This is a genomic window from Pedobacter sp. Leaf41 (assembly GCF_001422545.1).
Lineage (GTDB): Bacteria > Bacteroidota > Bacteroidia > Sphingobacteriales > Sphingobacteriaceae > Pedobacter.
On the sequence record NZ_LMLE01000008.1, the window covers coordinates 59139 to 84578 of the forward strand.

General features: G+C 37.4%; 22 protein-coding genes and 1 tRNA gene. 7 read left to right on the forward strand and 16 right to left on the reverse strand.

Going from position 1 to position 25440, the window contains the following annotated elements; all coding sequences use genetic code 11:
* Positions 1-51: 51 nt before the first annotated feature.
* A complete protein-coding gene (locus tag ASE92_RS12595; RefSeq protein WP_056850474.1) occupies positions 52-450 on the reverse strand; it encodes a helix-turn-helix domain-containing protein in 399 nt (132 codons plus the stop codon).
* A 313-nt stretch (positions 451-763) separates the two neighbouring features.
* On the opposite strand from ASE92_RS12595, the gene ASE92_RS21505 reads away from it, so the two are divergent.
* Both ASE92_RS21505 and ASE92_RS12605 read left to right on the forward strand, forming a co-directional pair.
* Positions 764-1453: a HEPN domain-containing protein gene (locus tag ASE92_RS21505; protein ID WP_235527361.1), complete on the forward strand. Its 690-nt coding sequence runs from the start codon at positions 764-766 to the stop codon at positions 1451-1453.
* A complete protein-coding gene (locus ASE92_RS12605) occupies positions 1446-2738 on the forward strand; it encodes a hypothetical protein (RefSeq protein ID WP_056850476.1) in 1293 nt (430 codons plus the stop codon). The genes ASE92_RS21505 and ASE92_RS12605 overlap by 8 nt, the downstream gene beginning before the upstream one ends.
* Before the next feature lie 131 nt (positions 2739-2869).
* Here the strand turns inward: ASE92_RS12605 and ASE92_RS12610 are convergent, their stop codons facing one another.
* From ASE92_RS12610 to ASE92_RS12675, 11 genes are all read right to left on the reverse strand, one after another.
* On the reverse strand, positions 2870-3478 hold the full coding sequence (locus ASE92_RS12610; RefSeq protein ID WP_056850477.1) for a hypothetical protein: 609 nt from the start codon (positions 3476-3478) through the stop codon (positions 2870-2872).
* Positions 3479-3499: 21 nt separating this feature from the next.
* Positions 3500-4444: a relaxase/mobilization nuclease domain-containing protein gene (locus ASE92_RS12615; protein ID WP_056850478.1), complete on the reverse strand. Its 945-nt coding sequence runs from the start codon at positions 4442-4444 to the stop codon at positions 3500-3502.
* Positions 4441-4800, reverse strand: a complete 360-nt coding sequence (mobC, locus tag ASE92_RS12620; RefSeq protein ID WP_157255738.1) for a plasmid mobilization relaxosome protein MobC — start codon at positions 4798-4800, stop codon at positions 4441-4443. Before mobC ends, ASE92_RS12615 begins: the two co-directional genes overlap by 4 nt.
* Before the next feature lie 147 nt (positions 4801-4947).
* Positions 4948-5868: a BT4734/BF3469 family protein gene (locus ASE92_RS12625; protein ID WP_056850480.1), complete on the reverse strand. Its 921-nt coding sequence runs from the start codon at positions 5866-5868 to the stop codon at positions 4948-4950.
* A gap of 98 nt (positions 5869-5966) precedes the next feature.
* On the reverse strand, positions 5967-7148 hold the full coding sequence (locus tag ASE92_RS12630; RefSeq protein WP_056850481.1) for an AAA family ATPase: 1182 nt from the start codon (positions 7146-7148) through the stop codon (positions 5967-5969).
* Positions 7145-7444 (reverse strand): helix-turn-helix domain-containing protein, encoded by a 300-nt coding sequence (locus tag ASE92_RS12635; protein WP_056850482.1) that lies wholly within the window; start codon positions 7442-7444, stop codon positions 7145-7147. Before ASE92_RS12635 ends, ASE92_RS12630 begins: the two co-directional genes overlap by 4 nt.
* Before the next feature lie 862 nt (positions 7445-8306).
* A complete protein-coding gene (locus tag ASE92_RS12645) occupies positions 8307-9641 on the reverse strand; it encodes a hypothetical protein (protein ID WP_157255739.1) in 1335 nt (444 codons plus the stop codon).
* 169 nt (positions 9642-9810) lie between these two features.
* Positions 9811-10149 (reverse strand): hypothetical protein, encoded by a 339-nt coding sequence (locus ASE92_RS12650; protein WP_056850485.1) that lies wholly within the window; start codon positions 10147-10149, stop codon positions 9811-9813.
* Positions 10150-10160: 11 nt separating this feature from the next.
* Complete coding sequence (locus ASE92_RS20955) at positions 10161-11525, reverse strand: O-antigen ligase (RefSeq protein ID WP_162237762.1); 1365 nt, start codon at positions 11523-11525, stop codon at positions 10161-10163.
* Positions 11526-11934: 409 nt separating this feature from the next.
* Entirely contained in the window at positions 11935-12654 is a 720-nt protein-coding gene (locus ASE92_RS12670) for an AAA family ATPase (protein ID WP_235527362.1), read from the reverse strand.
* Positions 12655-12955: 301 nt separating this feature from the next.
* Positions 12956-13027: transfer RNA gene (locus tag ASE92_RS12675), tRNA-Arg, on the reverse strand.
* 138 nt (positions 13028-13165) lie between these two features.
* On the opposite strand from ASE92_RS12675, the gene ASE92_RS12680 reads away from it, so the two are divergent.
* From ASE92_RS12680 to ASE92_RS12690, 3 genes are all read left to right on the forward strand, one after another.
* Positions 13166-13558: a VOC family protein gene (locus ASE92_RS12680; RefSeq protein ID WP_056850490.1), complete on the forward strand. Its 393-nt coding sequence runs from the start codon at positions 13166-13168 to the stop codon at positions 13556-13558.
* A 401-nt stretch (positions 13559-13959) separates the two neighbouring features.
* Positions 13960-14808, forward strand: coding sequence for a prolyl oligopeptidase family serine peptidase (locus tag ASE92_RS12685; protein ID WP_056850491.1), 849 nt, complete (start codon positions 13960-13962; stop codon positions 14806-14808).
* Between the two features lie 15 nt (positions 14809-14823).
* Positions 14824-15975, forward strand: coding sequence for a two-component regulator propeller domain-containing protein (locus ASE92_RS12690; RefSeq protein WP_056850492.1), 1152 nt, complete (start codon positions 14824-14826; stop codon positions 15973-15975).
* A 113-nt stretch (positions 15976-16088) separates the two neighbouring features.
* Here ASE92_RS12690 and ASE92_RS12695 read toward each other — a convergent pair whose 3' ends face one another.
* Together ASE92_RS12695 and metG are read right to left on the reverse strand one after the other, a co-directional pair.
* Complete coding sequence (locus tag ASE92_RS12695; protein WP_056850493.1) at positions 16089-16694, reverse strand: FMN-dependent NADH-azoreductase; 606 nt, start codon at positions 16692-16694, stop codon at positions 16089-16091.
* 235 nt (positions 16695-16929) lie between these two features.
* Positions 16930-19038, reverse strand: coding sequence for a methionine--tRNA ligase (gene metG, locus ASE92_RS12700; protein WP_157255740.1), 2109 nt, complete (start codon positions 19036-19038; stop codon positions 16930-16932).
* Positions 19039-19078: 40 nt separating this feature from the next.
* Between metG and ASE92_RS12705 the strand changes: the two genes are divergently transcribed.
* Together ASE92_RS12705 and ASE92_RS12710 are read left to right on the forward strand one after the other, a co-directional pair.
* Entirely contained in the window at positions 19079-19978 is a 900-nt protein-coding gene (locus ASE92_RS12705) for an LD-carboxypeptidase (protein WP_056850494.1), read from the forward strand.
* 1 nt (position 19979) lies between these two features.
* On the forward strand, positions 19980-20387 hold the full coding sequence (locus tag ASE92_RS12710; protein ID WP_056850495.1) for a DoxX family protein: 408 nt from the start codon (positions 19980-19982) through the stop codon (positions 20385-20387).
* A 63-nt stretch (positions 20388-20450) separates the two neighbouring features.
* Here ASE92_RS12710 and ASE92_RS12715 read toward each other — a convergent pair whose 3' ends face one another.
* Together ASE92_RS12715 and ASE92_RS12720 are read right to left on the reverse strand one after the other, a co-directional pair.
* Complete coding sequence (locus ASE92_RS12715) at positions 20451-21902, reverse strand: RagB/SusD family nutrient uptake outer membrane protein (RefSeq protein WP_056850496.1); 1452 nt, start codon at positions 21900-21902, stop codon at positions 20451-20453.
* A gap of 12 nt (positions 21903-21914) precedes the next feature.
* Entirely contained in the window at positions 21915-25061 is a 3147-nt protein-coding gene (locus ASE92_RS12720) for a TonB-dependent receptor (RefSeq protein WP_056850497.1), read from the reverse strand.
* Positions 25062-25440 lie beyond the last annotated feature (379 nt).

The following is a 25440-nucleotide window of genomic DNA, read 5'->3' on the forward strand; positions in this document are numbered from 1 at the left end:
ATGGACAAACACTTGCAAATGAGAAATTTTGGCTTTAAATGATTTTAGGTATTATTTTGACTTCAGCATTTCTACTTTTTCCTTTTCACTTGCTAGTAATCTTTCAAGTAAAGCGATCTTTTCATCGTAAAGATTCACTATTTTTTCAATGGGACTAAAGTTATAGTAATGTCCATATGACGCTGATTGATCGTTATAAACATTAGCTATGAAACTAATTGTGGCTTCATCAGAATAATTTTTTATCGCGTCAGCCGAAACGCCTAAAACTTCAGCAATTTTATTCAGGGTAGACTCTTCAATTTCCTCACTTTGCTCCAGCTTACTTATTGATTGTTGACTAATACCTAATTCAGTTGCAAGCATTTCCTGTTTCATTCCTCGCAATTCGCGAATTCTAGAAATTTTCCGTCCTAAATGCATGCGAGTTGTTTTTTCTGAGGTTTCCATATTCCAAATATATCTAAATTTTCTTTGGTAAAAAACAATCAGTCTGTTGTATTAAACAGTTTGGTATGGTTCGGTACTGTCATATCAATCTTGACATTAGGGAAAACAAATCATATAAGCCATGAGAGGAATAACCTTAACACCCGCACTATCAATTTCTGATGGACTAAATGTATTTATTGAAATACTGGTAAAGAAATTTGAGCCCCTCAAAATTTATTCATTTTGCAGAATTATAAAATCCAATAATCGAACAGGTTGCTTTATAACTTGTATAGAGAAAGACGAGCCACACTACTTTCTGCTAATGATAATGGAAAGCTCAACCAGGAATGAACATGAAGCCCAAGACTTTTGTCGTTCACATTTTAATGAAGTTAAAATCACTATTCTTTCGCATGGCTTTGAAACGATCAAGGAGTGTATCCAAAAAAACAATAGGTTTTTCATTACGATATTAAACCAAGGGAGGCTTCTCTATAATAATACTGGAATCCTGGCGCAGGAAACCGAAATCAAATTTGACCCCAGCCAAAACTTTGAAAAGGCAAAAAAGCATTTTGAACATCGGATAAAATTGGCTCAAGGTTTTTTGGACGCGGCAGCAGATAGTTATGCTAATCAACATTATGCCATTGCCGTTTTTTTGACCCACCAGGTCATCGAACAATGTACCATTGCATTGATCAGGGTAAATCTCGCTTACAGGTCGGATATTCATCACTTAGGCCGTCAACTTGATCTCTGCTGTTGCTTTTCAGAAGAGCCTTCTAAGCTTTTTAGAACTACAAAAGATGATCTTTCATTATTTGAAATTTTACTACGAAGCTATTCCCAGGCAAGATATAAGGATACTTTTAAAGTTGATTCGGATGACGCCGATAAACTTGTATCAAAAGCATATAAATTCTTTGAACTCACTAAAGAAATTTGCACTAATAAAATATCTGAGTTTAAACTGCAAAACGAAAAGCAAATAGAAATGGAGGTAGGTTTTGAATAATTTAACTCCCGATATACCTTTCTACAGGTTTTTTAAACTTCCCTTCAAAAATGGAACGCGATTGCTGGAACGGAAAACACTGGATTCATTATCAGAATTTAGGTCACCAAAACGCAGCTACCTATCTGTTAGCGTAAAAAATTTGGGTTTTGTTAACGAGATACTTATCGCCTCTATAAGTATCGAAAAAGAAGATATCGAAATGGTATACCTGAAAGTAACGCAGGATCATTTACTTATCAGTTGCAGCGTCGATACAGATGAATTTTATTTAAGCAGATATGCCTACTTTTTTCTAAATAAATATTTATGGTTTTATCATGAAAAAAGTTTTGAAGATTATTACTATCCGGATTTCTTTGATGCTTATAAAGGGACATCAAAATATTTGAAAATCGTGAGCAATAGTAAAGGGCTATCCATTAAACTCAAAGAATCATTTAGGAATCTTTTTAAACCAGGCGTTTCGCTTCCCATTATTCCGCTAAAAAATGAGGCAAGAATAAATATTTTTCTTGAACCACAATTATCGGATTCATCAGAAAATGACACACCAGTTATCGCATATTGTATTTTAGATCCCTTAAACCTACACGAGAAATACAATGAAGAAAAAGAATTGCCTTTACTCATTCCTTTTACAGCAACCCTAAATAATGACAAAATAAATTTTAAATCATTATTGACATACTTAAACAGTAAAACAATATCAGACGATCCGGAGCTAAATTCAGCGCAGCTTAATCTGAACGACATTTGTGAAGAAATGTGGGAGAATTCTTACTATTTTAAAATGAAAAACCATAAAGACGACAATCATAGCAGAACTTTTTCCGAAAGGAAAAAATTACAGTTTGATCTTTGGAAAAGTGCACTTCCACAACTTGTGAATGAACGGTTCATGTGCTATCAATGGATTTATGGATTAAGATATATAAAAGGAAAGCCGACAAAAAAAGATATTCGATTCTGTCAGGTTGCCAGTGATATACCTCAACTGAAATTTTTTCTTATTGACAAAGGAGAATACTATTTTCTTGACCTGAAATTTATGGTGAATGGCAGGCTCTTCAATTTTCCGCCAATCTTTAACATGTTCTTTTTTGCTGCTGCAGAAAAGGAGCCGATGAAGTTTTACTTGTTAGGCTCGCTGGCTGATGCTGAAATCGTATCTTATTTCTCAAAAATAAGTTTTCGGTTGCCGGTACTAAAGAAACATTATGATACCCACTTGAAGACCTTTGTCCTACAGATTGAGCAAACATATAGCATAACCCAAAGATAGTCCTACACCAAATGCCTGTCCATTCTGGAATTTTAGAATGGGCAGGATTTTTTTCGCGGATGTAAAAAGCAAGCCTGGGGTGGATATTGAGCGGCAAGGTTTGCAGGCCACAAATGCGTAGTGGGTAATTATCAATTAGCTTTTTTCTGCTTATCCTTTAAATTCTTTTTTGATTTCCGTGCGGTTTCATAATCTTTCTTTGCCTTGGCTTCCTTTAAGCTTGCCTCGATTAATAACTGATGCTGATGGATTTGGAGATCAGCATTTTTCATCAGGTTTTCTTTGTCTTTCAGGTAATGCCCGTCAATTTCAATGGCTAGCTCAGGGTAGGCACCGCGTATGACCTTAAATTTATCTGATTCGGTTTTGAGCTCACTGTTCCTTAAGATTAAAGAAATGGAACTCCCCAAAGAAATTGCAACAACAAGAAAAATAATTATTGCACCAACAAAATAGAACTTTGATCTTATCTCATAGTGATGTTGGTGCTTTACCTTAAACGCTTCAGGTAACTGCTCTATTTTTTTCTTTAACTCATTCATCGAAACGGCAAATCTATTAAGCTCCTCAATAGAAGGCATGATTCCTCCATCTAACGTAGTTATTGCAATCTCCTCATCCGCCTGCGAATGCTGCTGCTCAATAATAATCGATAGCTTTTCATCCTGGGATCTCATCTGACCAATAAGCAGATCCATGATCTCTTCTATATTTTCTAATTTTTCATTTATCTTTTCCATTAGATTGTATTTAATTTGTAATTACCTGCCTCTTCCCTGACTTTGTTCTTCATCATAACCGGTTCCTCTTTTTTTCTTTTTTCTGGGCTCCGGTTCAGCTTGAATCGGCGAGAACGTCGGCGTAAACAGAATCTCCAATACTTCAGCCAATTTAGAGGATTCACTAAACGTCCCCTTGCCAGGAGAACTTTCACCAAATTCCTTTTCTGGCAAGCCTGTTTTGGTAGAATCCTGTTGAACAGATATATCCTCGAAAAAGGCATTGAGTTTACCATAACTTAGCGACCTGTCAATTTCCGAACCTTTAAAAGTATATTCTTCGCTCTTAAATGAAACGCCCTGTATTTCGTTTTTACCATTCTTATATTTGAAAAACATTTCAATGCCGGCATTGGATAGTTTATTTCCAAAGCTGTCCCAGTCTTTACTGCTATTTTGTGCTGATTTGATTTGGTCAAAAAGCTGGTAACGGATCTTATCGCTCCCTTTGAGGGCCTTTCTGTTAACTTTGTCTCGATCCTTTGCCATAAATAACCCATGCTTTACGGTTATTTCTTTGCAGGCCGAAACATTTTTTTTAAACTGGAACTGGTCAGAGATTGTCTTACCATCATTGTCCACCCGATTATAAATTATGTGTAAATGGGGGTGATGGTTATCATTATGCCGGACAACAAGCAACTGCGTATTTTTTATGACCATGAGTTTCAAATATTCCATTGCCATTGCCAACATATTTTCACTACTCAATTTATCTCTATCAAGTTCACTCCAGCTAAGGGAAATGTGGGCTACCGCTTTTGAAAGTTCCGGATTCATCTTTCTTTGGAAATCAAAATCCCTTACAATGAGGGATGGATTATCCATCCTGATCCCATCCCCATGAAGAATCTCTGCATCCTTCTTATTTACCACATAGCGAACACAACCACCGAAGCTTTTTCCAATTACAACTTTTCCTATCATTCCCTGAAATACTTAGCAATCAATTCATGTATCTCACCTATCAACTCCCTGCACTTTTTCTGGAACACCAGTAGTCCTTGCTCATGAGAAAGCTTGGTAAGCTGGTTCAGGTTGTTTGCCATTCCTGCAAGTATCCTGAATACCTTCAAATCCTCAGGACTTATTCTTGGTGAAACCTTTCCTGCTTTAGCCGCCTGGCGAAACCATTCACTGATTTTAATTCCAGCCTTATTTGCTTTTCCCTCAATCATAAAATGATCTGTTTTGCTCAATCTCACCATAATAATCTTTTCTCGTTTTATCTTCTTTACCGGCCTGCCTCCCTTGGACTTTCCTGCATTTAATCGTTCTTCCAAAATGTTCCTTAATTTTTCTTCACCTACTTTTTGCGACCATCGGGAGTAAAAAGGCAAGTTCTTTTTCGCCAGAGCGAAAAAGGTTTTTGTATAGCAAAAACATAAACTTGCTCCCTCATAATGCCCAGTCGATCGCCGCCTAAAATTCTACTGTTTAATTAATAATTTTAAAATCTGATATGCCCTTTTCCGATCTCCATAAGCAGCATAATGAATAAGAATATCGCAGGGAGATCCACCTTTTTTATTGATGAAAAATTGTGCAGCAGGAGCTTCACTACTGAATACAAAAAATGTTCTTAAAATGGTATGGTATTCTGCACTGAGTCCATTCCTAATCTCCTTTCCGGGCCTGGTGTACCGAATCCTTGGACCTTTATGGCTGTGGCATTTCCAACCTGCATTCAATGGGATGGTATTGATAATATCCGGATCGGCTTGCCTGTTAAAATCTTGCCAAATATTTCCATTCATACTAGAACTAAGCTGACCAGTTAATGGCCTACTAACTACAGTCTCGAGAAAAAGTCTTTCCTTAAAAAGGACTGCCTCGTCATCAAAAAAAGCATCAGGATCAAAGGACAGAAAACGATATGAGGCCACGTTTCTCGGCGCAGTATCCAGGGAAATATCCCAATTATAAAAATACTGAACCATGGCGTCAAAATGCTCCTTGTGAGATTCAACAAACTCAATAGGAATCAAACCCCATAATCCATTTCCGCTTGCTGATTTACCGCAATAGGCCACGTAAGGGATTGCAATAATCCTCTTGAATATATTATCGAGCCTCTCGCCAAGACCGTCAACATCAAAAGCAAGATAACCACTATGGCTTTGATGAAAGCGCTCACCTCGTCCACCGATTTGCTGACTACACGGGGTAATTGCAAGCAATTTTCCTTTTAAGTATTGCTGCCTAGAACACTTGTATTCACATTGTCGGATTTCGTTTAAAATATCAGTTTGCCGAGAGGTTGACAAAGCATCAAACAATGTAATTGATTTTGGGGAGGTACTGTATTTATTCTCGAAAATACTGCACCAAGCTGTTTTCAAACTTCTCATAAAAAGAGTTTTGGAACTGAAATAGAATGGCCCTTCCACTTGCCGTTCCAGTTTACTTTATGAACTAAACTGAAATGGCTCTACCTTTAGGTAGCCATTCAGTTTAGTTCAGTATCTGGATTCAGGTTAATTATCGCTGCCTTTCCGCGAAGGCTTTCCTCTTCCGGATTGGAAAGGATCTTGTCAATTTGCAATCTGGTAATCAAATCACTGACCTTATTCAGGCCTGGACTCTGATCCAGATCAAATGAATTTCTAAGTCCTTTCGCCAGCAAGGGTTTTAGTTGTGAGCGGAGGAGTCCATTACCAAATTTCACAAAGATGGATTTGAGAATAGCTTTCAGCAAATCCTTATCTATTGCATCATAATTTTGAAGGACTTTCTTTGATTCGCTTACCTGGCTATCCCGTGAATGAATAAGATCATCGAATAAAACCCTTCTACCGGTATTAGAAAAAGTCAGCGTTAAAGGGTCGCACTCCAATACGAAACTTGAACCTTTAAACTCTAATCCAAGATAATTACCCTTGCGTACGGAGAGGTGCTTCAAGTTACCATTGAAGACATCATTCCTTAATTCCAGTACCAATCTGCACTTCTGCTCAAGTCCACCTGCTCCCTGCACATTGCTCTTGTTTGGGATAAGAGATTCTGTCCGCTTATTGGTATGATGCATCAGCAATATCAAACATTGATAGGTTGTGGCAAGCCGCTTCATACAGCTAAGTACATGCCTTACCTCTCCATTGTCTTTGATATCATTAACCAAATCACCAAGCGTATCAATCTTGATGATGTCTATTTGCTGGCAAACCAAAATATTCTCTAATTTGCCAATGAGGTTATCTGCATCGAAAATGAAGTAAAGGTTTTCCAAAGACCGGATAATTAAATCCTCTGGTTCACCTTTAAGCTGTTTCCGTATTAAATAACTGATGGCAAGATCATCATCTTCAGTACATACAATAATTGCCTTACGGGAAAGTTGCTCTGAAAAAGGAAAACCTATAAACTGACTTTTGTTTAACACCAGGGAGAGGATAAGATCCCTTGCGAAAATTGACTTTCCGGTATCTGAACTACCTGCGAGTAAAACTAGGCCAACTTTTGGTAACAAGTCACCAAGCATTTTTGGTAATTCCAGAATATTTCGCCGAAAGAGATCAGCACCGGAGAAAACACCGCCTATTTCTGCGTTATCTATTAATTGACTCTTGTTAGCAATAAGAATATCGTTCCTATGAACAGAAAGGTTGTTTATTCCTGCTGAATTTTTCATATAGAAGATCCTTTTTGTTTTTCAACGGCAGCCTCTACTGCTTCAATAGAATATAATACTCGCCTACCAATTCGATTGGGGATGAGAATACCAGCCTTTTCCCAGTAATAGAGTGTTGTAAGGGACACATTTAAAAGACGTCTTGTTTCCTCTCGCGTTTTATACCGGATTTTTTCTTCTGGGTCTTCTCGGGAAGAACTGGTATTTTTAAAGAGTTCACCAAAAACTTCTCTTACTTGCTCGGAAAGAACTTCCTTGAATTCTGAATCCGAATAACTTGTTAAAATTTGTGCCATACCTTCTGTAATTGAATTGCACAATGTTCACTAGGATAAACTTTGGGATACTATCATTATTTATAGTAAGTTCATTTTATTGGTGGTACTATGAGATTATTAGATTCGTAGGAAACTACATTAAGTCTAATGGGACTAATTTTTTAAAAAAATGGTATCACAATCACAAAACATAGTTAATAAATTTACAGAAGAACGCTTTATTGATACAATAATGAAGATCGGATATGCCAGGGTTTCTACCAAAGAGCAAATTTAATTTGCGGATTGAAGCTCTCGAAAAAGCGGGATGAAAATTATTTTTAGGAATATAATTTTTAAAAAGAGGTAAAACAGGATCATCATATCAATTAAGCTGTTTTAACGCTACCGATTAAGTTATCGTGAGCATAAGAAAAATACGGACTATCCTTGGCGTGCTGAATAATTGTGTAAATGATTTTTTTGCCGTTACTGGATTTCCAAGGGAAGTCTAATTACATTATACCTTCTGAAATATCCAACTTCGATGATAGATTATGATTACGGTTTGAAATTTGGTATTGACATTCCAGCGTTTCCTCACATACGACAAAGCAATTTGTGGAGAATAAAAAAGGAATTTCCAGAACAATGTATTACGTCATTTCAGAAAATATATGATGAGGACAATGATGTGAAAGAGTTTAAAGATTGGATTGATCAGGAATGGCAGGTCAAAATTTCATTTAACAAAACGGAGAGATGAATGTTTAGAATTTGATGTTAATCAGGGGTAAACTATTTAGCGATGTTATACTGAGTCTGCTTGAATTGGGCCAGAGTTAAAATATGCCCGTTTTAAGATACTCAAAGTTTGAATAGTAAGAATCCCTGGTGTTTACTAATACCATAACTGTACACCATTGTTATAAATGAAAGGTCTTGAACATTTATCTATCCTTGAATTCCCAGTCAGTTTGTATAAATGATCTTTACGTACCCTAAGAAAGGTGATTGAAGAATCTCTTTTCGCCTCTACTTTTGAATGCATAGTCCAATAGCCTTTATTGTTTAATACAGATAACGTATAGATTTCCTTCTTTCTGATCCATGAAAACTCATCGGAAGACCGTCCAAGCGTTATATCGCTTCTCGACTTTGACTGCTTATCGAAGAACATACAACTTCCATCGTTATTAAATATAAAAGGCTTTCCAATAAACTTCAATCCGCTCTCAGTAGGTAAGGCTATTCTATAGAGCATATTTGTGGCCATGTTTGGAAACGATATCGTTTGATTAGAAATTTTTCCATAGTAAATAGGCTTCCATTCACAATAATTATAAACACATATATATCCCAATTTTTTCGACGTTCCGTTTTCCATAGTATATCTAATATTCTTTACATTAGTATAATTACTGGTTACGTCGATTAAATTATCGTTTTTATATAGATGCTCAATACAAAATGGGTCTTTTTTAATTAGGGGTTGAATAGAGTCCGTCCACATATTAGTCTTTCTAAAAGTTATCCTAAAAACCTTTGGTGGGTGATCAAGAAATTGATTTTTTGAGGGAAGTAAAGACCGGATTGTTCCGTTATGCAACTTGCTAGCATGATGATAAACATCAACAGCATGCCCCCCATTTCTATTCCCCCAATATGGAACCAAATCGACAGTAGCTGGTATTCCCGCCGTTCTTAGTAGATATACGTGTAGATACGCCAACCTTAAGCAGTCACCTTTTTTTATAAGATTCATTTCATTGAAGGACGGATAGCCGGTTAGTGCTGTAAAATTAGTAGAATACTTAAACCACTTGTCTGAACCATTTACAATTAAGTTATCATAGATGTCCTCCGAAGTGGTAGAATTATTCTTGGCGTAAGTAGTTAAAGTTTTTTTCAGCTTCATTCTCAGAAGCTTTCTCCACTCATCTGGATATTCCCCATGTACTTTATAAGGTAAAACATAGTCTAAAAACAAATCCTTAGCAACTGTTTTGTTCCATGGATATTGCTTCCAGTCTCCTATTGCTATATTTATCTCATCCTCTAAACGATTATCATCAATTACTGTGGAATCTGCAATGAATTTTGTTTTAAGATATGAATGATTTCGCTCTAAGTTTTTAAAAAGTCCTTCTTCGGACTTAAAATTTGATAGAATTAACCGAGTTCCATGTAGATTTGGATCAATAACAAAAGAGGTTTGTGAAGTAAGTCCAGACATATTTTTATAAAGAAATGAAGCCGACAATAGCTTAAGGCTGTCCGTAGGATTACCCCTATATTTCTTCAAAAGGGTTCTATTTCCTTTATTCACCTCCTTACATCCACAAAGCAGAATAATTATGCTTACAAGAGAGGAAAGCCTAATCAACTTATTGAAAGTATGCATCTTAAATTATGTGGTCTTTTAACTCTTCTTTGAGGTAGTTATATGTACGTAGCATATTCTCTAAATTAGAAGGTTTTTTGGTCTTCAATGGTTCAGTAACAGCTTTATCTTCGGATATTGATATTGTCACCACATCTCCCATATTTAAGTTTTGTTTTGGCCAGTGTGACAATTTTGATTGTTCAGAATCGAGTCCAGTTGTTGATAGCTGTAAACTTTCACTGCCGTCAGCTCTCTTTACCCAAGTAATCATCGCAGATAAAACGCCAAATTCCGCATCTACATTTGCTGTAGTTAATTTTACTCCGTTAATAGCAATCTCAAAAGATGGATTTATCATAATTTTTAGTGTTAATTTTTTAATTTGGTTAATACTAACATAGCATATTTTTGAATCTTTCCTATATCATTAGACCAGATTTTTACTGGTTGCCTAGTAATTATTTCAGCCAACTTTATCGCTTTTGCATTTTCCTTCTTTGCTATATAAAATCTTAATAGCTCACCTTTTTTTACAAAAGAACTTGGAACCATGTACATTGCTAACATATACTGATTTTCCGCTAACTGCTTTTCATTTATGAAATCATAACAAAATGCAGTATACATAGCGAGGTCACTATTTGAAAAATAACTACTGGCATCCTTTAATGTGATAAGCGCATTTTCAAAGTCTCCATGAATAGCCATTTCCGTTCCATAATTTTGTAAGAATACTGGATTTTCTATCAATTCAGGTTTGCATTTCGCATAAAATTTTTGTGCTTCCGTAAAATAACCTTTCACAGCTAAAAGAGATGCTTTTTTCCAATAATACTCAGCTTTTAATGTTCTGCATCTATCAAGCAACAGTATAAGTGAGCAAAACAAACAGAAAATTAAAATAGAGGTTCTGACAGCAATATTTTGATAACTAATCGATACTACTTTCAAAGTACGAGATATAATTATTGAAATCAGAAATATAAAGATAACCTGAATAGAAATAATATGTAAAGGGTAGGAAAATTGACTGCATACTAATAAAGCCAGGATTGCGCAGACAGTTCCATTCAGAAACTGACAATTACAATTCTTAATCTTCAAAATGAGCTTTTTAGAAAGAAATAATATTGCAACTATCGTTAGAGAAAAAATTATTAGGCCTGTTTCTACTGCATACTGTAAAAAATCATTGAATGCATAATATGTATCTTTTGCCAAAAGGTCAATAAATTCAAAACTTTTGTTTTCAAAATAATCAGATTGATAAAGGTTGTAAACTTTCTTAAAATTGCCAATTCCAACCCCCATAAAAGGATGATCAAATATTATATTTAAGCTAACCCTATATATCAACAGCCTGCCGACAACGGATGTTGGGTTTTTTTCATAGAGATAGACAAACGAGAACAATATTATTATTAATGAGAGGCTTACAACAACTATTTTCCAGTAACCTCTAATCTTCGGCGCCACGATTGAATTTTTGGAGTAAATGTTAATAAACAGAAAAATGCTTAAAGCTAGCATTAAACTTATAATTGCAGTTCTAGAACCACTGTTCATCAGCACTAAAAGAAATAAAAAAATGTTAATACTATTAACGGTGCTCCAAAATTTACTCTTTAATCGAAATATAGTGCCGACAAGATATGGTATTAATACAGTTGAAAAAATACCCTGAATGCCTGGGTTTATGTTCAAGCCCGAATCGCCGTAGAACAACTCGCTCATAAATATTTTGTCACAACAGAGTAGTATACCTACAACTAAAAATGCAATACTGGAAACTTTAATGGTTTGATCGAGCCCATGTTTATTCGTAAATGCGAGAAAGAAAACGAAGCAAATTGTCAAATTGAATATCCTAATGTAATTTTCGCCATCGCCACTTCGAGTAATAAGTATTGCAAAAATTATGCATGCAATCAAAAAAAAAAAACTTGTATTAAGCTTGAACGCGAATCGGTTGCAGATTATAACCAGAATTATGAAAGGTAAGGCGCAACAAATTGTAAACTCTTCGAAATTTATGAAAGAATTTTTTTGGGTGATTAAGGTTGATAAAAATAGCATTAACAAAACTGATAGTATTGTCACCTCTAAAATGGATAAAATTTTTTCAAAGCAACGCATAATTACTTTAGAACAATAATGAGAACGCTCTTTCAGGGGAATCAAGAAAACTTTTATAAACTCTGTAAACTTCAGTCTCTTTGTAGGCAACTTTATTTAAACCATCTTCCGATATCTCATAAATTACGGCATTTGGGAAAGAGAGTAGGAGAGGTGAATGTGTGACAATAATAAACTGAGACTGTCTCTGAACTAAACTGTCTAACTGAGAAAGCATTGCGAGTTGTCGAGTAGCAGATAACGCAGACTCAGGTTCATCTAATATATATAAGCCATTCCCTTTAAACCGATTTTTAAAGATAGCCCAAAACGACTCACCATGTGACTGCTCATGAAGGGAAACCCCACCGTATGAATTCAACAAGGCACGATCGTAACTATCTATTACGGTTGCAAGATTGTAAAAGCTTTCACTACGTAAGAAAAATCCATCTTTTACTTGTTTGAAGCTTTTGGTGATTTTCATTCTTGAATGAAGGTCAGAGTGAGTTTCCTTTGTACTAAAATTGAAATTTTTACTTCCACCTTCAGCATTAAAGCCTAAGTTTACTGCAATAGCTTCAATTAACGTAGACTTCCCTACTCCATTGTCTCCAGTAAAAAACGTGACAGCAGGATGGAATTCCAATGATTCTAAATTTTGTAAACTCGGAATATTAAAAGGATAGTGCGAAGCACCATCCTTTTTTTCAATTTCAAGAGATAATATATATCCGTTATATTCCAAATCAATCTAATCTAACAGGTCGAACGCCTGGGCATACTGTGAAATTCCAGTATCCCTGGTTTAAACAATAAAATAAACAATCATCACATCGAGACATAGGAGTTTGATCTGTACACCCTACTGAAAGTTACGAAACTGATGTCAAAAAAGGAAAATTTGGTGGTACTTTTCGTGGTACCTTTTTTCTATTTTCATTGAATTTCGTGGTACCTTATTTTTTCAATTATAAACAAAAACCGCCTTTAAAGATACAAAAAAGGGGTTTTTTGAACCCCTTTGAATTTTAATGAATGTTAAAAAGTGGTCCCGACGAGAATCGAACTCATATCTAAAGTTTAGGAAACTTCTATTCTATCCGTTGAACTACGGGACCATTTATGCCGCAAATATAATAAAAGTTTTGAGGCTAAATGTGTGAACTTAATGTTTGGGATGATATCCTTCGAAGAGGCTATCCTAAACAATAGCGGATGTTATCTGTTGCATTAAATATTCACCTCATATTTTTGTTATGGAAACGAAAATGATCTGGGCTAATCTTGCCGTGAAAGACCTGGCACGAACTGCTGAATTTTACAATGCGCTTGGCTTTAAACAAAATGGAGCGCGAACTGCCGATCTGGTGAGCTTTTCTTTTGGCAATAATCATTTTATTATTCATTTCTTTACGGAACAGCAATTTACCAATGCAGCAAAGTTAGAAAGCACGGCGCTTCACACCGGAACTGAAATTATATTTAGTCTCTCAGCAGAAAGCCGCGAAGAAGTTGATGCCTGGTTTGAAAAGACGAAGGCTGCTGGAGCCGCTATTTACGCCGGGAAAGAAAATTATCAAAAAGGTTACACCTTTGGCTTTTCGGACCCAGACGGACATAAGTTTAACGTGCTTTATTGGCCATCTTAACTTGAAGTTTACTTTCGACAAAACCTTTGAACAGAGTTTCTAAAGGCTAACCTACATTATCGTATAAAAAATCAGCAGATGCAATTTGTGCATCTGCTGATGTGATCACTTTTTAACTTGTGTGTCTAAAGTGCTTGAGGTAACGTTTAAATACACGAGCGATTCACTTGTGTTTAACCTAAATTATACATCAGTTAGTTCCAGATGTACATGCTAAATACGAATTCTCAGCAAGGCTAGTTTTAAAAAAGATATTCCTATTTATATTATTCATTGATTTTCAGCATGCTTCGATTGCGCTTATTGGTTTCGGATGAACAAACGTGAATATCGCTTAAATAAGCTAACTTGCTGCTGTCAACGTTTCGAATTTAAGTGCCTCCAGTAAGCTAATCACACACATGCTCCAACAAATATTCCACCCTATTTTAATTGCTCTTTTTTTCCTATTAAATGTAAATACAAATCTTGCTTTTGCGCAAAAAAAGCTTGTAAAGGAAACCATTGTTGATAGTTTGACTTTTACCCAAAACAGAAAGATAGTAAATAGTTTGAATACAAATGTATGGCTCAAGAGGGATTTCATTCTTGATAGCATCCAAATTCCGTATCGCCTGCTTTTACCTAAAGCGCCTAAATCCGTAAAGAAAAGTTACCCTTTGGTGATAACTTTTCATAATTCCACCAGAATAGGCACCGACAATGAGCAGCAACTGGAGCCACTGGCAAAAATCTGGCTCCGACCTGAAATTTATAATGACTATCCATGCTATGTGGTGGCACCACAATTCAACAGTCGATCTTCCAACTATGCGAATGATGAGGTGGGTACTGCAATTTCAAAACCCTCTGCGGATGTTTCTGCTTTATTGAAATTGATTGCCCAATTGGTAGAGGAATATCCTGATATCGATCGAAATAGAATTTACCTGATCGGCTACTCCATGGGCGCCTCTACTGCACAAAATCTACTGAACCTGGCGCCAGATAAATTTGCAGCAACCGTTTCTATCGCAGCCGTTTCAGATTTCTCTAACCTTCAAAAGATAAGGCTAAAAAACATTTGGCTCATCCATGGCGAAAAAGACGACGAAAACCCATACCAGAGTAGTTTGGCTTTATTTGATCGATTGGCTTCCAACAAAAATCTCGTTTTCACAACCTTCACCAATCTAAATCACAACAACATTGTAATTCCGTTTTTATTAACTGAGGAGATTCCAAAATGGCTGTTTAGTAAACGGAAATAATTTTTGATAGAACAAATGATCGCACCTGCAGGAAACCAGTATCTGTTTAATCGGTATTTGATGATGAAGGCGAAGGCGGTTTGGCTTTACCTGCTACTTTTTGGCGGCTTATCAGTCGCCTTTATCGTTGTAGCAATGATCGACCCAAATGCTGGAAAAGGGATTAACGGATTTACTGACAAAAATCGTTACAGCCAAAAAGATATCAACCCTTTAATGTTGAAATACACCACTGGGATCCGCTCTATTTTTGCAGATAGCAAAGGAGATATTTGGTTTGGCAGTCACCAGGAGGGTGTTGCGCTGCTTCATGAAGGGAAATTTGAATATTTTAATAAGTCGAATGGTTTAATTGATCATCAGGTACGGAACATTTATGAAGATAAAAATGGTGGGGTTTGGTTTGAGTGCGGCAGGGGCTTAAGCCGATATCAAGATGGTAAAATGGCGGTTTATACCCAGAAGGATTACCATAAAAAAAACGACTGGAAGCTCAACAAGAATAGTATTTGGTTTAAGGGAAATGAGATGGAAGCCTATAATCAGCTTGAAGGCAACCCCGGCGTGTACGAATATGATGGAAAAAACCTCTCCTACCGCACATTTCCCATTCGTTCCAGAGTAGGGCATGAAAATCACTATTCGATATCAACGGCTTTTGCGAAGGGCAAAAATGGCAGACTTTGGTTTAGCTCCTATGGCGCAGTACTGGGCTATAACGGAAACAATTTTAAAATTCTGAACGATTCGACTCTGGGTTTGAGCGACAAAACCGGGCATCTCCACACCAGAGCCATCATGGAAGATCGTAAAGGCAACCTTTGGATTGGCAACAACGGGATAGGTGTATTGAGATACGACGGCAACAAGGTTGTTAATTTTACTGTTGAACAAAAACTTAGAAAAGCCGACACCGGGGGGAATTCGTTAGAAAAAGTTTTTGCACTTGCCGAAGATCAGTCCGGAAATATATGGTTTGGAACCGTAGGATCTGGTGTATGGCGATATGATGGAAAGTTGATGAAGAATTTTACTAAAGCAGATGGACTGGAGAGCCAACACATCTGGACAATCTACAAAACCCCTCAAGGCGAATTGTGGTTCGGCGGCGCAAACCCAAGCGGAGTATACCAGTTAACGGGAGATAGGTTTGAAAGGAAATTTTAACCTTTACATCTATAATTTAACCTGCCAAGCCAATCGGTCGCAGCTGCTACTGTGGCTTATGGCTAGGCAGGTTTAGTTTGAAATCAAACTCTTTATTTTTTTCAGTGTAAGAATTAATACGCTATTTCAATATTTTCTATCCCCTTTTCTAAAGCAGTTTCTTTTAGATCAGGCATATTTACGCCTTCTACTCTGAAAACAGTAACATCTGTCATTCCCAGAAAGCCGAGAACAGCTTTTAAATAAGGTGCGGCAAAATCATAGGCCTGCATCGGTCCATCAGAATATACGCCACCAGAGGCAATGGCCAGATAAACTTTTTTTCCTTTAACTAAACCTTCAGGTCCGCTTGCTCCGTATTGAAAGGTAACGCCAGCTCTGGCGATGTGATCAATCCATGCTTTAAGCGTAGAATGGATGCCGAAATTGTAAAAAGGTACACCAATGACTAAAATATCAGCATCTTTTATTTCCTGAATCGCCTCATCAGAATGTTGTACAGCAAGTCGATTTTCAGGACTTCTCTGTTCTACAGGCGTATAAAAAGCATTAAGATGCGCTTCCTCCAGGTGAGGGAAATGCTTGTTGATAAGATTACTTTCCTTAACCTTTGATCCTGGGTATTTCGACTGAATTTTATCGATAATGGCATTACCTAGTTTAATGCTCATAGAGGCCTCTCCACGAGGACTTGACATAATATGAAGGATATTTTTCATCTGTATATATTTTTTAGGGTGATGAAGCGATCAGATTGATTCATTCCACTATGTGGTTTCAAAAAATCGTGATGGTTTCCTGTTTCTAAATTTACCAGACAAATTTAGCCTTAACACCTGAGCAAACCTCCCTACTATCCCAAAGGGTAGTGCTATCCTTTGGGATAGCCTCATTAATCAGGCACAAAAAAAGCCCCGAATAACTCCGGGGCTTGATGCAAATCCTAATGATATATTATCGAATAATACTACCTTCTTGAAACTTTTCAACCGGAGCAACAAAGGTTAATTTACCTTCCGAGTTCTCGGCCATCAAAATCATTCCCTGTGATAAAATCCCTTTAATTTCACGGGGAGCAAGATTAACAATCATGCTCACTTGCTTGCCGATAATATCTTCTGGCTTATAATATTCTGCAATACCTGAAACTACCGTTCGTTCATCGATACCGGTATTTACGGTTAGTTTTAATAACTTTTTAGTTTTTTCTACCTTTTCGGCCGCTACGATGGTTGCCACACGGATATCCATTGCAGAAAAATCATCGAAATTAATATTCTCTTTAGCAGGAGTAGCCACAACAGCACTCGCGGCATTGGTTGCTTTACTTTGATTCAGTTTTTCAATCTGAAAATCAATTTCAGCATCTTCAATTTTCTCGAAAAGCAATACGCCTTCTCCAATCTGATGACCGCGTTTAAGCAAACTCACACTTCCCGCATCATCCCAATCGTGACCACCATTCACCAGCATCTTCATTAACTTCTCTGCTGTAAACGGTAGAAAAGGCTCAATTAAGATTTGAATATTTGCTGCGATTTGGAGCGACAAGTGCAAAATGGTTCTTACGCGGTCTTCATCTGTTTTAATCAGCTTCCAGGGTTCCGTTTCTGCTAAATATTTATTTCCCAAACGGGCAACATTCATCACTTCGGATAAAGCCTCTCTAAAACGATAATTCTCTATTGATGCCGATATTTTTGCCGGATAACCCGCCAGCTCATCAATTACAGCTTGATCAACTTCAGTAATTTCCATGCAGGTGGGCACAATCCCATTGAAATATTTATGTGTAAGTACCACTACGCGGTTTACAAAATTGCCAAGTATAGCGACAAGCTCGTTATTATTTCTGGCCTGAAAATCTTTCCAGGTAAAATCGTTATCCTTTGTTTCTGGTGCTGTTGCGGTAAGTACATAACGCAACACATCTTGTTTGCCTTCAAACTCACGCAGGTATTCGTTTAACCAAACTGCCCAGTTTTTAGAGGTAGAGATCTTCTGTCCTTCGAGGTTTAGAAACTCATTGGCTGGTACATTATCGGCCAGGGTGTATTCGCCATGCGCCATTAACATGGCCGGAAAAATGATGCAGTGAAAAACAATATTATCCTTGCCAATGAAATGTACCAATTTGGTTTCATCACTTTTCCAATATTCCTCCCAACCACATTTACCCGCTTCGTAATTACTGATGTAATATTCTTCGGCTTTTGGATTCCAAACATCCAGTTTGGCATAGTTACAAAGTTCTTTGGTGGCAGAGATATAGCCAATTGGAGCATCGAACCACACATATAATACTTTACCTTCGGCATCGCGAAGCGGAACACGTACGCCCCAATCTAAATCGCGGGTCATGGCCCGGGGCTGTAACCCAGCATTCAACCAGCTTTGGCACTGCCCGTAAACATTTGGTCGCCACTCTTTATGGCTTTCAATATAAGTCCGCAGGCGATCTTCGTATTGATCTAAAGGCAAGAACCAGTTTTTAGTTTCCTTTAAGATGGGTTTATCTCCCGAAAGCGTAGATTTTGGATTAATTAAATCGGTAGCGTTTAAGGTAGAACCGCAGTTTTCACACTGATCGCCATAGGCGTTCTCATTGCCACATTTTGGGCAAGTACCTGTGATATATCGGTCGGCTAAAAATTGTTTCGCCGTAGGATCGTAATATTGCTCGGTAATTTCTTCGGTGAATACACCTTTATCATAAAGGGTTTTAAAAAAATCTGAAGCCGTTTGATGATGGGTTTGAGAAGAGGTACGGTGATAAATGTCGAAAGAAACCCCAAACTCTTTAAAGGAATCGCCGATTATTTTATGGTATTTATCTACTACTTCCTGAGGAGTAATTCCTTCGCGTTTTGCCTTCAAAGTAATGGGCACACCGTTTTCATCCGACCCGCAGATGAACTTCACATCGCGTTTATTCGACCGAAGGTAGCGGGCATATATATCAGCAGGAATGTAAACACCCGCAAGGTGCCCAATATGTACGGGTCCATTGGTATATGGAAGCGCTGCCGTTACGGTATATCTTTTTATTTTACTATTATCCAAAACAATTTTTATTAATTTGGCAAAGATAAGTGTTTTAAAGATGATTAAGCAGCCCCCGTATTTAAAAAAAGGAGATAAGATTGCCATCGTTTGTCCGGCAAAGAAATTACCTAAATCCATTGATAGTGCAATTTCCATTCTGGAAAATTGGGGCTTAGAAGTTATTATTGGCGAAAGTGTATATGCAAGTCACCATCAGTTTGCCGGTACAGATGAATTGAGAACCCACGATATTCAGCATTTTTTGGATGATGAAACCATAAAAGCGATTATTTGCGGTCGCGGGGGTTATGGAACCATCCGAATTATCGACGAACTCGATTTTACAAAGTTTAAGCAGAACCCGAAATGGTTTATTGGATTTAGTGATGTGACGATTTTACTTTCGCACATTATAGCGCAAACCCAGATTCAATGTTTACATGCGCAAATGCCTTATACTTTCGATGAATCTACTCCTGAAGCTTTGGCGTCATTAAAAAAGGTAATTTTTGGCGAGCGGCAAACTTATCATTATAGCAGCGAATTTAATAACCAACCGGGTGTTGGAACAGGCGTTTTAATAGGTGGAAATTTAACATTGCTTGTCATGATGCAAGGATCAGTTTCGGAGATGGATTTTGATGATAAAATTTTATTTCTTGAAGATGTTGGTGAGCAAGAGTATAGTATTGATAGAATGTTGAGGATGCTGAAGCGTGCCGGAAAGCTAAAAAACCTTCGAGGCTTAATTATCGGAGCATTTAATGAAATAGCTGAAGAGAAGATCTCTTTCGGACAAACGGCAGAGCAGGTAATTTGGGATATCGTGAAAGATTATGATTATCCTGTTTGTTTCCATTTCCCCACCGGACATATTGACAATAATTTATGTATGGTTTTGGGGGCTGAAGTAGAATTAAAAGTAGAAAAAAACGACGTTCAATTTAAATATTTATAACATGGCAATTTTTGATAGTTTGGGTAAGTATCGCAACACTGGCCTATTGATTCTCCGCATTGGTTTAGGGATGATGTTTATTATTCATGGTTTCCCAAAATTGGCTGGTGGTCCTTCTGGCTGGGCAGGTTTAGGCGGCAGCATGAAAGTTGTAGGCATTGATTTCTTACCCATGTTTTGGGGCTTTATGGCTGCTGTAGCTGAAACCTTTGGCGGCTTCTTGCTAATTGTGGGGTTATTTTTTCGCCCTGCTTGTATGTTATTGGTTTTTACAATGGCTATTGCTGCTTTGGTTCATTTTGGCAAAGGCGACGGCCTGAAAGGTGCAAGCCATGCAATAGAGTTGGGTATTATATTTTTCAGCTTGATTTTTATCGGCCCTGGAAAATATAGTGTAGATAAGAAATAGGTTATTTTTGATTAACGCAAAAAGCCAGCGAATGCTGGCTTTTTGCGTTTAAAAACTGTGCTGTTAATTCTGAACAATAAGCTTATTATTTTGCACCTCAGTAGCTGAAATTGGCCATATATAACCTGCTGTATTGAAAGGAATTGCTGGAGCTGTTCCTTGCGAACCACTTTTGGCTACGAAGCCAAGTCCTAATCTCATAACATCAGGAGACCTGAAACCTTCACCCAACAACTCAATTCTTCTTTCGGTAAGAATGGTATTCTTTAAATTAGCTGGCAACAAATCTGTCGCTGGAAATACATACCCAGGATTTGAACGCTGTCTAACCGCTGTTAATAAGGCGATAGAACGGGTTGGATCACTAACCACAGTCGCTTCTGCCAAGTTTAATAATACTTCAGCATATCTAATTACAGGAACATAATCAGTATATGGTGATGGTTTTTTGAACTTGGTTAAATAAGTGTTGGTACCTACCGCTGTCGTTAGCGTTTTTCTGGCATCAGGTGAAGCTGCAGCAAATGCAGCATTACCAAAAATGCCCGATACATTTAAGAAATACTCCTGGTTTCCACCTAAACTTTCTAAATTGTAGTAATAAGCCAATTGATTCTGCGTACCTGGCGCATCTAAATCTGTCATTGGGAAGCTTAACAAGGCCTCTGTGCCTACATAACTTCCCCCAAATACAGTTGCAATGCTCGTCTCCAATTTGTTGGCTACTCCGGTTGTTGCCGAAAATGGTGCCGTTGCACTTACAATCTTGTTTGCCTCTGTTACCACTGATGCTAAATTGCCCATTGATAAATACACGCGTGTTTTTAACGCGATTGCCGTATTTCTCGAGGCTCTGGTTGCTGCCAGGGTTAAAGCCAAATCTGGCTCTGCTTCGTTCAAATCTTTTAAAATTTGCGTATAAACTTCTGCAACAGTACTTCTTTTTAAATCATTACCTGTTAAATCCTTTTCCGCTTTTAACCTTAATGGCAAACCTAAACTGGCGCCGTTATCCGTAATATATGGTTTAGCATAAAGTTGCAAAAGACTGTAGTAACACAGTGCTCTTAAAAATTTAGCTTCTGCAATATACTGTTTCGAAAGTGCCGGGGTAATTAAAGCTGCGTTTGCATTTACACCTTCAATTACCAGGTTTGCTCTGTTAATTGCAGCATAAGCTGCTCCCCATAGGTTATTTACTTCACTGGTGTTTGAGGTGACATTAAAACGCCATGTATCGAGATTGGTAACACCGTTCGGTTTATTTACGATGAATTCTTCTCCACGAATATCGTTATAGATCAGGTAGCGGCCGCCATAGAAGTTGCCTGCCTTTACACCCGCATATACGCCGTTAACCTGCGACAATATTCGGGCAGGAGTAGAAAATGCAGCCTCAATCGGCAGCGTGGTATCAGGCGCCGTATTAAGGAAATCTTTTTTACAAGATGTTGCAAACAGAAGGGGTGCTGCAACAAAAAGATATTTTATATTATTGTTTATTTTAATTTTCATGATTCTCTTATTTTAAAATCCAACATTAACACCGAAAGTAAATGTTCTTGCCGATGGCACTGAGTTTCTATCTACTCCAGGAGCTAAGTTTCCACTATTTGAGGCCCCTGTAGAGTTTCCGTTAACAGAAACCTCAGGATCTGGCCCTGGGTAGTTAGAAATAATCCAAAGGTTGCTCGATTGTGCGTAAACTCTTACATTCGAAATTCCATATTTATTCAAAAATTCCTTAGGCAATGTATAACCTAAGGCCAGGTTACGAACTTTTAAGAAGTTACCAGAGAACACATTTTGTGATTGCGCAAATGCAGAACCATTGGATACGTTATCGCCATATACCAAACGGGGAATATCGGTAATCTGACCTGGAGTAGTCCATCTATCCATCATTCCGGCCTCGTTATTCCAGAAACGTTGATCACGAAGACCTGCAAGCGATCCATAATAAACCTTATTACCTCCTGAGAAAGTTAATCCTAGGGTTAAATCGAATGCTTTGTAACGGAAGTTATTATCTAAACCACCAAACCATTTTGGAATAGCCTGACCAGTAATTGTTGCATCAAGTGCGGCATCAATCGCTGGCGCATTCTGCCCGGCATTTGGTCCTTCCAAATATTGATAACGGGCAGCTGTTGCTCTTTGGAAACTAAATCTAACTTTTTGTCCGAATCTGTTGATAAAAATTCTTTCACCTGTAGCTGGGTCAACACCTGCGGTCGGTACCGTATAAAGTGAACCAATAGGGTAACCAACTCTAGTGATATTGGCCGTTTCCAATTGGGTAACACCAAATAAATCGGCATTATTATTTCCCAATTCAGTTACTGTATTTTTCAAAGTACTCAAAGTAAAACTGGTGTTCCAGCTGAAATCGTCACCTTCGAAGTTTTTAGAGTTGATGGTAAACTCAAAACCTTTGTTATTCATCTTACCAACATTGGCTAAGATTGAGTTGCCCGGAATACCTTTTGATGGTGCCTGTGGCGCATTTTGGATTAAGCCATCGATATTGTTATGGTAGTAATCAACATCTAATGAGAAACGGCCATTTAAGAATTCGAAATTAATTCCAACATCGGCTTTTTTACTCGTCTCCCATTTCAAATCAGGATTACCTGCCTGAGAAAATGATAAAGCCGGATCAGAACCATATAAACCTGGATTGTAAAGGTATAAGGCAGGATAGTTACCCACGGCACTATTACCTACCAAACCATAACTACCATGGATTTTCACTCTGGTTAATATTTTACTTAAGTTGCTTTCTTTATAGAAACCTTCTTCAGAAATTGCCCAACCAGCTGATGCTCCACCAAAATTACCGTATTTATTATCGGCAGATAATGCAGATAAACCATCACGACGGAATGAACCAGTTACATAGTACTTTTTCTTATAATCGTAGGTTACATTACTAAAGAATGAACGGAAAGCATTATTAAACTGAACTAGGTTTGCTGGTGTAATGGCACCGAAAGCACCTTGATAAACTTCGATGAACGGATCAATAACATTTTGACGGGTAGCGCCGTAACCATAAGCTTTAGTGTATTGATCTTCTACACCAACTAATGCACCAATACTGTGATCGCCAAATGTTGCTGAATAGTTTAAGGTATTTGACCAATTCCAACGGCTATTTTTTAAGAAATTACTGGTTGCACCGCCATTGTAAGAAAATCCATCCCCTTGAAGGCGGTTTACAAAAACATTGTTATCCAGTTTTAAATTATCAATGCTGTAATTTGTTTTAAATGTTAAGCCTTTTAAAAGCTGAACGGAAACATAAGCATTTGAAATTAAGCGATCACTCTCAGAAGTATTTTTATCTAAGTTTACCAGAGCAGCAGCGTTAGGATAATTTGAAGCAATTAAATTTGCACCTAAGCCTATTGCTGAACCTGCAACATTATATGAGCCATCTTCGTTATAAGGAGAAACGTTTGGCGGCAACACAAAGGCCAGTCGACCTAAACCACCCGTATTAAATGCTGATCCAGGAAGCGAGCCAGTGTTTGGTGCTCTATTCAATGTATTGCTATAAGCAAAATTTGCACCCACATTCACGCCTTTAAATAATTTGTGATCGATATTTACACGGCCATTTTTTCTTTCAAAAGAGTTGTTGATAATAAATCCTTCCTGATTACTGTAACCCAATGAAACGAAATAAGAGGTTTTCTCATTTGCGCCCGAAAAATTTAAAGCATGGTTTTGAGAAGTAGCCGTTCTATAGGCATAATCGTACCAATTGGTTTCTACCTGTGTGCCATCAGATCTGGTTTGTAAGAAAAATGCTGGTGCTAAACCGATGTTGGTTCTTGCTTCATTTTTAATCAACACGTATTCTGCTGCATTTAACAAAGGATTCAAATTTTGAGCTTTAGATGAGCCCACCCATCCTTCGTAATTCACTTTGGTGGCACCTTGCTTACCTTTTTTAGTCGTAATTACCACAACGCCATTGGCGGCTCTTGATCCATAAATTGCTGAAGAAGCTGCGTCTTTTAAAACATCGATAGACTCAATATCAGCAGGATTAATATCACCTAATGCATTTCCTGCAGCACTGTTTGACGATTGATCACCTGTAAAAACAGGAACACCATCCACAATGATCAAAGGATAAGAACTTAAAGAGATGGAGTTGATTCCGCGAACCCTAAAAACTGGTGGATTGTTTAATACACCGTTTGGTTGAATAATGTTAACCCCGGCTGCTTTACCTGCCAATGCCTGTTCAAAACTCTGCACCGGAACATTTTTAAGCTGCTCAGCACTAATGCTGGCTATAGATCCTGTAACATCTCTTTTTGCCTGCGTGGTGTAGCCTGTTACAACTACGTCAGATAGCGTTTTTGAATCACCGGATAATGTAACATTAAGCACGTTCCCCGAGCCGATTGGTCGTGTTTGAGTTGAAAAGCCGATGAAAGAAAATTCTAATGCTGAGGCTTGTGAGGTGATTCTGATTGAATATTTACCATCTGCAGCTGTTGTGGTTCCGCCTGCAGCACCTTTAATTTTTACACTTACTCCAGGGAGCGGCAAGCCGTCTTCCTTTCCTGTAACTGTACCAGTGATTGTTCTATCTTGAGCTATAGCACTTCCTGCTATAAACAATAGAATGAACAAACTTTGTAGAAGTTTTTTCATAAAATTTTGTTTGGTTTAGTTAATGATTTTTTAAATATAAAATTTAACAACCTGTAATGCAAATATTACATAATAAAAAATAAGCGTTAAAAACCTAAAAAACTACGTAAAGCCGTGTAAAAAGCCCAAGAAAGCCATAAATTAGCCTAACTCCATTAATATATGATCTAAAAATGATACTATAATCGAATTAAACTTACAGTAACAATAATTTTCCTACAAATAAGAGTTGAATTTTTTTTACTTGTGTAAGAAGATTAAATATTTAAGGTTTACAAAAAAGATTTCAATAGAATTTATAATCTATTTCGACATTACTTGAAATACATCATAAGGATTTTGACACCAGTAACTCTTTTCACAGATAAGTAGTAAACAA